The sequence below is a fragment of the Dichelobacter nodosus genome (assembly GCF_001263335.1).
GTDB classification, from domain to species: domain Bacteria; phylum Pseudomonadota; class Gammaproteobacteria; order Cardiobacteriales; family Cardiobacteriaceae; genus Dichelobacter; species Dichelobacter nodosus.
In genome coordinates, this window is record NZ_LGVW01000006.1 from 41,223 (window position 1) to 54,060 (window position 12,838).

The 12,838-nt window shown below is 43.7% G+C and carries 13 protein-coding genes and 3 tRNA genes; 6 read left to right on the forward strand and 10 right to left on the reverse strand.

Annotation, left to right across the window (positions count from 1 at the left end; translation table 11 throughout):
- Positions 1 to 10 precede the first annotated feature (10 nt).
- The 5 genes from aroQ to AKG33_RS00460 form a co-directional block, all read right to left on the reverse strand.
- Positions 11 to 454, reverse strand: a complete 444-nt coding sequence (gene aroQ, locus AKG33_RS00440; protein WP_012030757.1) for a type II 3-dehydroquinate dehydratase — start codon at positions 452 to 454, stop codon at positions 11 to 13.
- Positions 455 to 603: 149 nt separating this feature from the next.
- Positions 604 to 2,430: a protein-disulfide reductase DsbD gene (gene dsbD, locus AKG33_RS00445; RefSeq protein ID WP_012030756.1), complete on the reverse strand. Its 1,827-nt coding sequence runs from the start codon at positions 2,428 to 2,430 to the stop codon at positions 604 to 606.
- A gap of 323 nt (positions 2,431 to 2,753) precedes the next feature.
- Positions 2,754 to 3,002 carry a type B 50S ribosomal protein L31 gene (locus AKG33_RS00450; protein ID WP_012030755.1) on the reverse strand — a complete coding sequence of 83 codons (249 nt, stop codon included), beginning with the start codon at positions 3,000 to 3,002 and terminating at the stop codon, positions 2,754 to 2,756.
- An 83-nt stretch (positions 3,003 to 3,085) separates the two neighbouring features.
- Positions 3,086 to 3,790 (reverse strand): tRNA threonylcarbamoyladenosine dehydratase, encoded by a 705-nt coding sequence (locus AKG33_RS00455; protein WP_012030754.1) that lies wholly within the window; start codon positions 3,788 to 3,790, stop codon positions 3,086 to 3,088.
- Positions 3,790 to 4,548 carry a TatD family hydrolase gene (locus AKG33_RS00460; RefSeq protein ID WP_012030753.1) on the reverse strand — a complete coding sequence of 253 codons (759 nt, stop codon included), beginning with the start codon at positions 4,546 to 4,548 and terminating at the stop codon, positions 3,790 to 3,792. The genes AKG33_RS00455 and AKG33_RS00460 overlap by 1 nt, the downstream gene beginning before the upstream one ends.
- 134 nt (positions 4,549 to 4,682) lie before the next feature.
- Between AKG33_RS00460 and AKG33_RS00465 the strand changes: the two genes are divergently transcribed.
- The 3 genes from AKG33_RS00465 (at position 4,683) to AKG33_RS00475 (ending at position 6,677) form a co-directional block, all read left to right on the forward strand.
- Positions 4,683 to 5,207 carry an adenine phosphoribosyltransferase gene (locus tag AKG33_RS00465; RefSeq protein WP_012030752.1) on the forward strand — a complete coding sequence of 175 codons (525 nt, stop codon included), beginning with the start codon at positions 4,683 to 4,685 and terminating at the stop codon, positions 5,205 to 5,207.
- Between the two features lie 186 nt (positions 5,208 to 5,393).
- Positions 5,394 to 5,699, forward strand: a complete 306-nt coding sequence (locus AKG33_RS00470) for a thioredoxin family protein (protein WP_012030751.1) — start codon at positions 5,394 to 5,396, stop codon at positions 5,697 to 5,699.
- Between the two features lie 9 nt (positions 5,700 to 5,708).
- The gene (locus AKG33_RS00475; protein ID WP_012030750.1) at positions 5,709 to 6,677 is read left to right on the forward strand and encodes a permease; all 969 of its coding nucleotides are present in this window, start codon (positions 5,709 to 5,711) and stop codon (positions 6,675 to 6,677) included.
- A gap of 485 nt (positions 6,678 to 7,162) precedes the next feature.
- Here AKG33_RS00475 and AKG33_RS00480 read toward each other — a convergent pair.
- The 4 genes from AKG33_RS00480 to recD form a co-directional block, all read right to left on the reverse strand.
- Positions 7,163 to 7,239, reverse strand: a tRNA-Asp gene (locus AKG33_RS00480).
- Between the two features lie 52 nt (positions 7,240 to 7,291).
- A tRNA-Asp gene (locus AKG33_RS00485) sits at positions 7,292 to 7,368 on the reverse strand.
- 4 nt (positions 7,369 to 7,372) lie between these two features.
- Positions 7,373 to 7,448, reverse strand: a tRNA-Val gene (locus tag AKG33_RS00490).
- A gap of 113 nt (positions 7,449 to 7,561) precedes the next feature.
- Positions 7,562 to 9,136, reverse strand: coding sequence for an exodeoxyribonuclease V subunit alpha (gene recD, locus AKG33_RS00495; RefSeq protein ID WP_012030749.1), 1,575 nt, complete (start codon positions 9,134 to 9,136; stop codon positions 7,562 to 7,564).
- Positions 9,137 to 9,354: 218 nt separating this feature from the next.
- Between recD and AKG33_RS07105 the strand changes: the two genes are divergently transcribed.
- Positions 9,355 to 9,513 (forward strand): entericidin A/B family lipoprotein, encoded by a 159-nt coding sequence (locus AKG33_RS07105; protein ID WP_012030748.1) that lies wholly within the window; start codon positions 9,355 to 9,357, stop codon positions 9,511 to 9,513.
- Positions 9,514 to 9,560: 47 nt separating this feature from the next.
- On the opposite strand, the gene AKG33_RS07110 is transcribed toward AKG33_RS07105, so the two are convergent.
- Positions 9,561 to 10,340: an NTF2-like N-terminal transpeptidase domain-containing protein gene (locus AKG33_RS07110; RefSeq protein ID WP_081423583.1), complete on the reverse strand. Its 780-nt coding sequence runs from the start codon at positions 10,338 to 10,340 to the stop codon at positions 9,561 to 9,563.
- 206 nt (positions 10,341 to 10,546) lie between these two features.
- On the opposite strand from AKG33_RS07110, the gene accD reads away from it, so the two are divergent.
- Entirely contained in the window at positions 10,547 to 11,572 is a 1,026-nt protein-coding gene (accD, locus tag AKG33_RS00505) for an acetyl-CoA carboxylase, carboxyltransferase subunit beta (RefSeq protein WP_012030746.1), read from the forward strand.
- Positions 11,569 to 12,837: a bifunctional folylpolyglutamate synthase/dihydrofolate synthase gene (locus AKG33_RS00510; protein WP_012030745.1), complete on the forward strand. Its 1,269-nt coding sequence runs from the start codon at positions 11,569 to 11,571 to the stop codon at positions 12,835 to 12,837. The genes accD and AKG33_RS00510 overlap by 4 nt, the downstream gene beginning before the upstream one ends.
- The last annotated feature ends 1 nt before the right edge of the window (position 12,838 follow it).

Genomic DNA, 12,838 nt, shown 5'->3' on the forward strand with positions numbered 1-12,838 from the left:
GTTTAAACGGTTATTTGGCTGTGAGATGTTGATGCGCAGCGAGAACCGCAAGTTCGTAGCCAATTGCGCCCAATCCCGAAATGGTACCCACCGCGATATCGCTAAAATAGGAATGCTGGCGAAAAAGTTCGCGCTGGTAGATATTAGATAAATGCACTTCAATGCAGGGAATTTCCACCGCTAAAAGGCTGTCGCGCAATGCGATGCTGGTATGCGTAAAAGCGGCGGGATTAAAAATAATAAAATCAACTTGATAATGTCCAGCCTGTTGAATTAAATCAATTAATATTCCTTCGTGGTTATGCTGAAAAAATTCGAGCTGATGCCCGAGTTCTTCCGCTAAAGCACGACAACGTATTTCAATTTCTGCTAACGTTTTTTGTCCGTAGATTTCGGGTTCGCGCGTGCCTAATAAATTCAGATTAGGGCCATTGAGAACCAATATTTGAGCCATATTATTGAGAATTCCATTTATTTTTGATGTTGGGTGCAGCAATACGCTAAAGAAAGCTGGGCATTATACCTGAAGTCATTAAAGACGCATTATTCCATTTACTGATAACGTTGGGTTTATTGCCCTCATTTTAGGGGATATTTCTTCCTTTATTTTTTATCTGCAAACTGATTTAACGCACGCGCAAACGTTTCCGCATTTGTCGTGCCAATCACCGTATATATTGCCTCATCAATCGTTCCGCCGGCAGGAAAAAATAATACCGCGGGCGGCCCGATAAGCGAGAAATGATTTAATATCCGCTGATAATCAGCGTTTGACTCACTCATATCCACCTTTAATAAACGATAGGCAGATAAAGACGAAGTAAATTGCGGATTTTGCCAAATCGTGCGTTCCCAATGACGGCAGGAAGCGCACCAATCGGCATAAAAATCAAGAATTACGGGTTGTTTGCTCGTTTTGATTTCAGTTTCGATTGCGGCAAGCGTTGTGACTTTTTGAAAAACGGCGCCGGTTTTTTCCTCATCGAAACGAGCGTCCATATTATCAACGCACTGTACCGTGGCGGCAATTGCCAGCGCAAAAAAAACTTTAGCGCCCAATAAACGCATAAAAGATGCGTTTTCCGATTGAGCCGTTAATAACGTGCTGATAATCAATAAATAAAGCGCCCACAATCCCCATTGATAAGCCGTTGGCAAAATCCGCGCGAATAACCAAACGGCAATGGCTAACATCATCAGCGCCAACAAACGTTTAATAATCAGCATCCAATTGCCCGCTTTCGGCATAAAACGGCGAAAAACGCTGGCAAATAAAAATAATGGCAAACCCATGCCTAATCCCAAACAAAATAATGCCAACGCGCCTTTAAAAGGCGTGGTTTGCGTGGTGTATAACAATAAAGCAGTTAAAACCGGCGTGGCACAAGGGCTAACGACCAAAACCGATAACGCGCCCAATACGATGGCGCCCAAAAAAGATCCGCGGGTTTGTTTTTGCGAAAAACGATCCACCCAATGCTGCATACGTTGCGGTGCGGAAAGCGTTAAAACGTCAAATAAAGACAACGACAACAGCAAGAAAATCGCCGATGCGATCGCGGCAACCAACGGTTTTTGCAACACAACTTGCAAGTTAATTTGAAATAAACCAAAAACGGCGCCCAATAATGCCATCGTCGATGCCATCGCTAATACGTAAGCCGTAATTAATAATTGTCCGCGCGCAAAAGAAGCATTTTTGCCGACCACAAAACTGGTCACAATTGGAATCATGGGATAAACGCAGGCGGTGCCGCTCAAGCTGATGCCCAATAAAATTAACCACGGCAAATAAAACCAATATCGATCATGCAATCGTTGGGCAACGGTTTTTGGCGCTGTCGCTTGTTCTGATGGCGATTTAACGCGTGCAGTTTCCGATGAAACCGATTGATTTTCTTCGGTATTTTTTAAAATAACGTGATTCTGCGGCAAAGTAATCGGATTAAAAGCGCCAACGGCAGTATTTTTTTTGAAAAACGGAAAAGCTTCGGCGATATCCGTATCAACCGCCAAAGCTTGCGGATCAATTTTCCACGTCTCCGGCGGATAACAAATCACATTTTCTTGGCAACCTTGCGCGTGCAAAGAAAATGGCGTTAATTCGTCAGGATTTTGAATCTGAATAACGGCGGGGTGCGCCTGATCAAAAATATCAACGCGCCCAAAATAAGGATCATGAATTTGCGCGCTGGCGCCGTATTGCACGCGCGCTTGCGGAAAAGCCGCGAGTTCGGGCTGAATTTTATCGCGATATAAATAATAACCGGCAGGAACATCAATGCGAATGGTGAGGATATGATTATCGGCGCTTTGCTCGGCGCTGATAATGGGTTTAAAAACGTCTTTAAAAGGTAAGGCAGTTTGGGCACTGATGGTTGTTATCCAAAAAAAGACCCATAAACAGCAAAAACGGGATAAATAAGCCATGGAACTCTTCTATTTTAAAGGAGGAGTTAGCATAAAATAGAACAAATCGCTTGTCATGCGTCATGCCGATAAGCGGAATTCAACCGCCGCGCAAAAATAAAAATAAGTTTTTAGTGTTCAAATGGTTAATTGTCTTTATTACATAACAACATCATTTTAGTAATGATAAAGTTTCCCATTTAAAAACTGCGGTTAAATTGTGAAAAAAACAGCGCCCTTTTTCACGGCGCAATAAAAAAACGGCAAAGCCATAAAAAACTTATCCGTTTCTCTTTGAATAAAAAAGCAATTCCCCGACCGCGGCGGACGGGGTTTTATGCCAATTAGTTTTTCTTGCCGTATTTACGACGGAAGCGGTCAACGCGTCCAGCGGTATCAACGATATTTTGTTTTCCAGTATAGAACGGGTGTGATTTGCTGCTAACATCAATGCGCACTAACGGATATTCGTTGCCGTCTTCCCATTGAATGGTTTCTTTGGTTTCAACGGTAGAACGGGTCAAAATTTTAAATTCGGCGCTGGCGTCATAAAAAACAACCGGACGATATGCAGGGTGAATATCTTTTTTCATAAAAAGCTCCAACAGATTAAGGAATTGAAAAGCGCGCTATTCTAGCGACAACCCTCATTTTGCGCAAGCAAGCGCTTGAAAAATTAAGCGGGTTCGAGCAATTGCCGAACGGCATAACCAGCCATCATGATGCCGAATAACGCGGGAAGATAAGAAATGGTGCCATTTGCGCGTTCTTGTTCTTCTGAAACCGTTTTCTGCCGACGCAATTCGTCCGAAAAAACTACGGGATAATGTAAATTGCCGCCCAATTTTTTCATTTTTTGCCGCAATGCACGCGCCAACGGGCAAACGGTAGTTTGATCTAAATAAGTCGTTTTAACGCGGGTGACGTCCCAACAATTGCCCGCACCCAAAGCCGAAATCACCGGAATATTTTGTTCTTGCGCGGTTTTAACCAAAACAGCTTTACTCGTAAGCGAATCGATACAATCCAACACATAATCCACTTTCGTTTCAGAACATAATTCAGCCACGTTATCCGATTGAATAAAAACATCTTTTACGATTACTGCCACATCGGGCGAAATATCATGAATGCGCGCCTGCATCACTGCCGTTTTTTTGCGTCCCAACGTTGAATGCAAAGCGAGCAACTGCCGATTTAAATTTGAAACGGTAACGCAATCATAATCAACCAAAATTAACCGCCCCACGCCGCTGCGGGCAATGGCTTCTGCAGCAAAACCACCCACGCCGCCCAAACCTGCAATCATTACCGTTTTCGCGCGCAAAGTCGCAAGTCCTTGAGTACCAATTAATAATTGTGTTCGCGCGTGCATTATCATCAATAAAATTCCTCGTAACGCTGACAGGGAAAAAAGGCGATTGTATTACGATAACTTTCCGCGGCAACGGTTTTAATATTGCAGCCGCGCAAAGTTGCCACGGTTTGTGCAATTTCAATTAAACGCGTTGGTTGATTTTTTTGCCCTTGATAACCACAAAGCGGTTGATACGGCGCATCGGTTTCCAAACAATAACGATCATCAGGAAGCGCGGCGATTTGTCGGCGCAAACGTTGCGCGCGCGGATAGGTACAACTGCCGCCGATTCCAATCATGCCGTTTAATGCGAAAATTTTTGCTAATTGCTGATCGGAGCCGCTAAAACTGTGCACGATAAATTTAACGTTTGGAAATTGTGCCAAAATGTGTAACACCGCTTCCAAAGCTTTGCGCGCATGAATGAGTAGCGGTACATCATAGTGTAACGCGAGCTGAATTTGCGCGAGAAAAACGGCTTTTTGCTGTTCGGAGGCGACTGCCGCGCTGTAATCCAAACCGCATTCGCCAATGGCAATGCAGGAATGCGTTTTTAACCATTGTATTAATGCCGTTAAATCGTCATTTGATGCGTAAAACGGGTGCAAACCGTACGCGGGATAAAAAAATGCATTTTGCGCGAACGTGGCAATCGGCAACCATGTTTGTTTGCTGCTCGCCGGCAATATGATTTTAGCGATGCCGGCTTTTTGCGCCGCGGTTAATTGGTTTTCCGGTTGATTAAGTTCATAAAAATGACAATGAGTGTCGATCAATTGCATTGCAGTTTCCTAGAAAGAGACTTTCAATATAAAAGAATATGCGCGGCATTCGTTAACAAAAAATAAAATAACGCGCACAAAGATAAATTATTAAACGCGGTGATAGAATCACGATTTTAATGATCGAAGGAGTGATGAACATGGACTGGAAAAATCTCATTATTAATATTCCCGATTATCCTAAAGCCGGCATTAATTTTAAGGATATTACGCCGCTGCTTGCTAACGGTGCGGGTTTTAAAGCAGCAATTGAAGAAATGGCGATGATTTGCGAGCGCCAAAATGCGATTCCCGATGTGCTTGCTTGTCCGGAAGCGCGCGGTTTTATTTTTGCTGCAGCTTTGGCGCATCGTTTAGGAATCGGATTTATTCCGCTGCGTAAACCGCATAAATTGCCGCGGGAAGTCGCGCACATTAATTATGGTTTGGAATACGGCGAAGATTGTTTGGAAGTGCATAAACAAGACATTAAAAAAGGCATGCGCATTATGATGGTTGACGACGTTTTGGCAACCGGCGGCACGATGCACGCGTGTATGAATTTACTGCAATCTTTGGGCGCGGAAATTATCGGCGCGATGTTTTTACTCGAATTGACGGCATTAAAAGGACGCGAAAAGTTGGGAACGGCTGCCGTGTATTCTTTAATTCAAGATTAATTTTTGGGCAAACGCGTTATCCAGCAAATATTTTTTCATCAATACCAATAAGAAGCAGCTGAATAAAGCTGCTTTTTCAACTGACAAACGTGATATTACTTTGTCGTGTTGTACGGTGCTATACTTCGGTGGGCGATCTCCATAAATTGACTTTAAACATTGTAACGATATGAAATTGCTCGAAAAATGGCTAAATATGTTGTTGCCCATTTTATGGAAATCGTGATGCATTTGTGTTTGAAAATATTGAGGTTGATACGAATGAAAATTCAAATTTTAGGAACGGGTTGTTCAAAATGCGTAAAAACACACGAAATCGTAAAAAAAGCAGTGGCGCAATTGGGTATTGATGCCACGATTGAAAAAGTGGAAGACGTCATGGAAATTATGAAATACAACGCAATATCCACGCCAGCAGTAGCCGTTAATGGTGAAGTAAAAATCAAAGGTAGAATACCTTCTGAACAGGAAATTGTAGATTTATTAAAGTAGTTTGAGTTTATGATTAAAAATTTTGCCGATTGGCTTGTTTACAGTGTTTTAGGCATGGGTTTTGAAAGTCATTGGGGCAAAGCCGTTAATTTTTTCTTCTACGATACGATTAAAATTTTGATCCTGTTATTCAGCATCAGTATTTTAATGGGGATCATTAATTCATATGTTCCTGTTGATCGAATGAGGCGTTACTTAGCAACGCATAAAATGTATGGGCTTGACTATTTCATCGCGTCATTTCTAGGGTTGGTAACGCCGTTTTGCTCTTGTTCATCGGTTCCCCTTTTTATTGGTTTTGTAAAAGGTGGATTACCACTGGGAATAACGCTGACTTTTCTTATCAGTTCTCCGCTTGTTAGCGAAATCGCTATTGCTATGTTTTGGGGAACATTCGGCTGGAAAGTAGCGTTAATTTATACTTTTTCCGGATTTATATTGAGTATTGTTGCGGGGGGCATTCTTGGAAAAATGAATTTGGAACCCTATTTGAGCGATTGGGCAAAACAAGCAGTGTACGAAAAACAACTTCCTCATGCAGAAACTGATACCTTTGTAACTCCATTTCGTCAACGCATTATTCCCATTATTCGTGAAGCATGGAGTATTGTTGGCGGAGTGCTCATTTATGTCATTATCGGAATTGCTATTGGCGCTATTATGCACGGCTTCATCCCAACGGGTTTTTTCGAAGCTTATATTTCTGAAAAAACTTGGTACGCTGTGCCACTTTCCGTTTTTGCTGGAGTTCCGATGTATGCCAACGCTGCAGGCGTAGTTCCAATTATGCAAGTTTTAGTAGAAAAAGGGATTCCATTTGGTACTGCGCTTTCGTTTATGATGGCAGTCATTGCTTTATCCATACCGGAAGCTACGATGCTCAAAAAAGTTATGACTTGGCGTCTGATAGGAATATTTTTCGGGGTCACAACGCTGTGCATCATCCTTTCGGGATATTTATTCAACTGGATTTTTTGACACTCTGAATTGCCTTCACACCCCACAACTGGTGGGGTGTATCTTTTTAAATAAAGAAATGATAACGATGAACGATAATCTCAACGCAGATTTTGGTCTCAAAATAAAAAAATAACCTATCAATTCAACGAAAATAGTGCGGCTGCTCAATGAAAACATTACCGATATTGAGTGTGGGTGTTATGTCGTGCACGCTACTGAAGCAGTCATCAACGATCTATCGCGTATTGCTCACGATTAAAAATCATCAATTAAAAATTGCTGGGTAACAGTCATTTCAGTTATTTGCAAAATATGCTACCGCTGCCCAAACCGTCAGAATATTAATTGTTCAATTAAATTTGATTGATCGTTCTTTTATTGCGATACGGTGATATAAAATGCTAAATCCAAACAGTATCAGAATATCAGCGGAACATATGCTCCAAAAACCACTTATAAAAAAACCGCTTGCGACACTTAATGAACACAAACGGTTGAAATCATGGCGGAATGGACGAGACTCGAACCCGCGACCCCCTGCGTGACAGGCAGGTATTCTAACCAGCTGAACTACCACTCCAAAAATTGAGGCATAAAAAAATACCTGACTAAATCAAGTATTGAGAAAAAATTGGCGGAATGGACGGGACTCGAACCCGCGACCCCCTGCGTGACAGGCAGGTATTCTAACCAGCTGAACTACCACTCCGCACTGGTGGATGCTATAGGACTCGAACCTATGACCCACGCCTTGTAAGGGCGTTGCTCTACCAACTGAGCTAAGCATCCAATTATCATGAATCGAGATGGCGCATTATAATGATTTTCTCCGCGGCGGCAAGTTTTTCTCTAAAAATAAAGTCCATTTTCAATCATCTTATTGTTTTATCATTATTTAAATTTTAAAAAAAAGTGGATAAACCTGTTAAACGTTGCGTGGGTGTTTGCATGGCTTTTAATAAAATTGCCGGCGTCGTCTCAAGCAATAATTGTTTTTTTGCCCGCGTAATGCCCGTATAAACTAATTCCCGCGTCAAACCTTCTTCCTGTTTATCCAACAATAACGCTACCTGCTCAAATTCCGACCCCTGTGCTTTATGAATCGTTAACGCATAAGCAAAATCCAAATCATCCGATTTTAAAAACAATAACGGCACAGCGAAATCTTCACGAAAATAAACCAACATCTGTCCCCGCTCATCGGCAAGACAAATGCCAATATCGCCATTAAAAACGCCGTGCGCATAATTATTGCGCGTCACCATCACCGGAGCGCCCTGATAAAAAGCGCGTTTTCCGTTAACGCCCATCTGCGCTAAATGCCGCTTTTTCATCTGCTCATTCACCGCCGCCGTTCCGTACGCACCATAACGTGTTTTCGTTAAAATACGATAATTATCAAACTGTTGTAATAAAACATCAACCGCCGCGCCCGCCGCCACCTTTGCCACATAATCGCGATATGGTTCATATAAACGATCATAATTCGGGCGCCGCGCCAACGGTGATAAAGCAATATCTTCGTGCTCTAACGCCGCGGTTAACGCCGTTTGCGATGCATTTTGTGTGCACCGCGCCAAAATCCCAATGCCCGATGTTTGATGAAAACGCCGTGATTCTTGTAACGTCACCACATGATGATTTAACGCTGATTGTTGCGCCAAATCATGCAACACCGCGCCCGCCTCCACCGCGGCTAATTGCTGCGCATCGCCTAATAAAATGATGCGGGTATGCGGCGCCAGCGCTTGAAACAATTGCGCGGCTAATTCTAGCGACAGCATCGAAGCTTCATCGATAATCACCACGTCATACGGTAAAAAATAATGTTCGTGATAACGCGCCGTTCCCGTGTTATCCACGCCCAATAAACGATGCACCGTCTGCGCGGTGGTAAGTTGCGTCGGACGCGTTAATTGCGCCGTTATAAAAGCCTGATGCAACGCGATTTCCAAACGTTGAGCCGCTTTTCCCGTTGGCGCGGCTAATGCAATTGTTAAATCGGGATCTCGTGCCAATAAAGCGGCAACGATTCTCGCCACGGTAAACGTTTTTCCCGTACCCGGCCCGCCATTAATAATGCTTAATTGCCGCGTCAATCCCATTTTAAGCGCTTGCTTTTGTTCGGCATTTAAACCGTCATCAAATGAATTATGTTCCAAAATAGAATCGTCGGCGGCATTTAATTTTTTTTGAATGCAACTCGCCAAACGCCACTCCTGAAACCACAGCCGATAAAGCCATAAAAAAGTACCATCACTAACCAACGGCGCCACCGCGCCCTTTTTTGCCGCATCTGCCGTTACAATTAACGCGCCGTCGGCAATCGCATTTTCTGCGGCAACTACCGTATTTCCGGCAGCGATTGCCGTCATCACGCGTTCAAAATGAGGCACAAAATTTTCCGAACAACCGCCCGCCCTTTGTGCTAAAAACGCGCCGATAAAATGATTTTTGTCCGTATCATTGATTGGCATGATGCTTTCCTTTTTCTTATTTTCATTTTTAAAACGCTTTTGATGGCTGATTTTAACGATCAGCAAAAAATTTGGATTCCACACATAGAATCGTAGATAATTCTACGAGGAATAACGACGGCTTTTGAAGCCAGATGATTCCAAAAACTCGTCACGATTTTTTTCGTGCACGATTTTTTTCGTGCACACAATAAATAATTCACATCCGGAGAAATTTAATGAAATTAAAAGCGATGTTTGCTTGTCTTTTAGGAATGTTCGTATTGGTTGGCTGCAATACCGTTGGCGGCTTTGGTAAAGACGTACAAAAAGCCGGTCAAGGCGTTTCTCACGCGGCAGATAAAGCCAGCCATGAAATCAAAAAAGCCGTGAAATAATCCGCGGAAAATTGAAAACGCTGCCGTTGGGCAGCGTTTTTTTATGCTTATTTCTTTTTAGCGCTGGTTTTATTTTTCTTAACCGCTGGTTTTTTATTCACGGGCGCCGGCGTTTTTTTACTCGCCTTTTTCTTAGCGGCTTTGTTTTGCGGTGTTTTTTGAGTTACCGGTTTTTTGGCTGCCGATTTTTTCACCGTTTTATTTTTTGCCGCCTTTTTAGCGACCGCTTTTTTACTATTTTGCGCAACTTTGCTTTTTGCTGAAGCTTTTTTATGTGCAACTACCGATTTTTTCGCGTCTTTTTTCGTTGATGCCACGCGCGGCGATTGAGAAACTGTTTTTTCGGATTTTTTTGCCACCGGCGTCGTCAAATCAATCATGGCGACCGGTTCCGTATCGATTTCGCCCTCACGAAACATTACTTTCCACGTATCGTTTTGTGCGACCAAATTCAACGTCACATCGTAAGAATAACTATCATGCAGCGGACGCACAAAAGTGACCGTTGCCGGAATCACCGCGCGATTTGCGTCTTCATCATATAAACGCCGATGCAACAAAATCCGATCCACGCCGCCGGCTTCTTTAATCAATTGTTGAAATTCGGTGAAATCGGCAACAATTTGTTGTTCATTTTGTCCCGTTAAATCAACGTATTGCACCGCTTTTTTTACATCGCCATTTAAAGATTCTTTTAAAAAAATCTGCGCCACTTCTTCAGCACTTTTCTGATGCGCCGCCTCAACAAGCGCGTTTTTTTCATTGAAATCCCAATGACACGCCGGCAAACACAAAAACAGCGCGGATAAAAATAATACTTTTTTCATAAAAAACCTTTGGGTACCATCAACCCAATAGATGATTGTTCGCGGTTACTGTAACACGATTTTTCCCTAAAACTGCGATTGTTTCGCGTCATCATTTTCTCAAATGAGATGAACGTTTTACGGCTTATGTTGCGAAATTGCGCGAAACTCTCGAAAATAGTCGCCTTTTGAACAAAATATTCCTTTCTACAAACGATGGAGTCGTTATGAGTTGGTTTGATAATTTAATGCCTTCACGCATTAAAACCAGAAGAAAAAATCAGCAAATTCCCGATGGTTTATGGCAAAAATGCAGCGGCTGTCAGGAAATTTTGTATTCCCAAGATTTGGAATATAACTTACAAGTCTGCCCAAAATGTGGTCATCATTTGCACATTTCCGCGCGCAATTACTTACAAGAAATTTTCGACAAAAACGGCGAACTTTTCGAAATCGGCGCCGCGTTGCGTTCCAATGATTTCTTAAAATTCAAAGATTTAAAACGTTATAAAGACCGATTAACACAAGCGCAAAAAACAACGGGAGAAACGGAAGCCCTTTTGGCAATGGCAGGCACTTTATACGGTCAACCGCTGACCGCCGCCGCATTTGATTTTGATTTTATGGGCGGATCGATGGGATCGGTTGTGGGGGAACGTTTTGTGCGCGCCGTAGAACACGCTATTGCGCATTTAACGCCTTTTGTGTGTTTTGTCACCAGCGGCGGCGCGCGTATGCAAGAAGGTTTAACGTCTTTAATGCAAATGGCAAAAACAGCAGCCGCGTTAACGCAATTAAGCCAAGCAAAACTGCCTTATATCACCGTGTTAACGAATCCAACGATGGGCGGCGTTTCGGCATCGCTGGCAATGTTGGGTGACATTATTATTGCCGAACCTGATGCTTTAATTGGTTTTGCCGGCCCTCGCGTTATTGCGCAAACGGTGCGCGAAACGTTGCCCGAAGGTTTTCAAAAAAGCGAGTTTTTGTTGGAAAAAGGGGCAATCGATATGATTGTTGACCGGCGCGATATGCGCGCGGAATTGGCTTTATTGTTGGCAATGTTGGGCAAAAAAGAAATGCCGTTTATCTCAGAAAATGAAAGCGAAACTTTGCCCGCCGAACTTGAAGATACCGATGAATCAACATCAGAAGCACCAGAAAACGGCGCGCCGCAAACCGAAGTAACGGAAACCGAAAATAATGATGAACCCGCTGCCGATGAAAACGTTTCCGAGGTAGAAAAATCATGAGCGAGCTGCCGCGCAAACGCAATCTATCCGAATGGCTTGCTTGGCAAGAAAACGCGCACCCTAAAACGTGGGATTTAGGTTTGGAGCGCATCGGACGCGTTTGGCAACAATTGGGCGCGCCCAAAATCGCCGAACACATCATTACCGTTGCCGGCACGAACGGCAAAGGATCGTGCGTGGCGTGGGTAGAAGCGATTTGTTTGGCGCACGGCATTTCAGTTGCCAGTTTTACCTCCCCGCATGTCATCGATTACCGCGAACGTATTCGTTTTAATGATCACATGGTCAGAGAAACCGAATTGTGCGCCGCTTTTGAAGCAATCGATCGCGCGCGCGGCACTATCACGTTGACTTTTTTCGAATGGTCGGCGCTCGCGGCGTTTTATTTGATGGCACAACGTCCACCGCACATTGCCGTTTTAGAAGTGGGTTTGGGCGGACGATTAGACGCGGTGAATTTATTAGATGCTGATGCCGTGATTTTTAGCCGCATTGGTTTGGATCATACGGATTGGCTCGGCGATCACATCGATAAAATCGCCGCCGAAAAAGCCGGCGTTTTGCGAGCAAAACAATGGGTGGCGATGGCAGCCGAACAACCAACAAACGTTTTAGCTGATGCCGTTAAACGTATGCAGGCGCAGCTATGCCCTTATCGCGTGGAATCGCAAAACGATCGTTTTCATATTCAATGGGCGCATTATCATTTTGATTTGCCGTTGCCAACGCTGTTGCGCGGTGAGCATCAATTGTGCCATTGTGCGGCGGCGGCGGTGATTTTGGCACATTGGTTTGATTTAAAACCAGAATTAATGCAACGCGCGGTAAAAGAAGCGCATAATTTCGCGCGTTTGATGGTTAAAAATACCCGTCCGCGGATCGTTATCGACGTGGCGCATAATGCCGACAGTGCAGAAATATTGGCGCATTTTTTAACTACGCTGGACGCGCCCGAACGGTTTTTATTCGTCTGCGGCATGTTACGCGATAAAGATCACGACGCTATTTTCAAACAGTTACAATCGCTTGCGCAGCATTGGTTTTTAGGTGGACTTACGGGCGCGCGCGGAACCGATGCGCCAACGCTGGCAATGCATGCCTTAGCGGCAGGTATTCCTGAAAACGCCATCACCACTTGTCCCGATGTGATTCAAGCATTTCGGGCAGCGCAACAAAAAGCCCACGCGCAAGATACTCAAGATACTATCGTTGTGATGGGTTCTTTTCATACGGTACAGCAGATTTTATCGGCGGAGAAATTATAGA

Bases quoted from the DNA above. Each gene is read 5' to 3' on its own strand.
- aroQ (WP_012030757.1), bottom strand. From the start codon at position 454: ATGGCTCAAATATTGGTTCTCAATGGCCCTAATCTGAATTTATTAGGC.
- dsbD (WP_012030756.1), bottom strand. From the start codon at position 2,430: ATGGCTTATTTATCCCGTTTTTGCTGTTTATGGGTCTTTTTTTGGATA.
- AKG33_RS00450 (WP_012030755.1), bottom strand. From the start codon at position 3,002: ATGAAAAAAGATATTCACCCTGCATATCGTCCGGTTGTTTTTTATGAC.
- AKG33_RS00455 (WP_012030754.1), bottom strand. From the start codon at position 3,790: ATGATAATGCACGCGCGAACACAATTATTAATTGGTACTCAAGGACTT.
- AKG33_RS00460 (WP_012030753.1), bottom strand. From the start codon at position 4,548: ATGCAATTGATCGACACTCATTGTCATTTTTATGAACTTAATCAACCG.
- AKG33_RS00465 (WP_012030752.1), top strand. From the start codon at position 4,683: ATGAACATGGACTGGAAAAATCTCATTATTAATATTCCCGATTATCCT.
- AKG33_RS00470 (WP_012030751.1), top strand. From the start codon at position 5,394: ATGGCTAAATATGTTGTTGCCCATTTTATGGAAATCGTGATGCATTTG.
- AKG33_RS00475 (WP_012030750.1), top strand. From the start codon at position 5,709: ATGATTAAAAATTTTGCCGATTGGCTTGTTTACAGTGTTTTAGGCATG.
- recD (WP_012030749.1), bottom strand. From the start codon at position 9,136: ATGCCAATCAATGATACGGACAAAAATCATTTTATCGGCGCGTTTTTA.
- AKG33_RS07105 (WP_012030748.1), top strand. From the start codon at position 9,355: ATGAAATTAAAAGCGATGTTTGCTTGTCTTTTAGGAATGTTCGTATTG.
- AKG33_RS07110 (WP_081423583.1), bottom strand. From the start codon at position 10,340: ATGAAAAAAGTATTATTTTTATCCGCGCTGTTTTTGTGTTTGCCGGCG.
- accD (WP_012030746.1), top strand. From the start codon at position 10,547: ATGAGTTGGTTTGATAATTTAATGCCTTCACGCATTAAAACCAGAAGA.
- AKG33_RS00510 (WP_012030745.1), top strand. From the start codon at position 11,569: ATGAGCGAGCTGCCGCGCAAACGCAATCTATCCGAATGGCTTGCTTGG.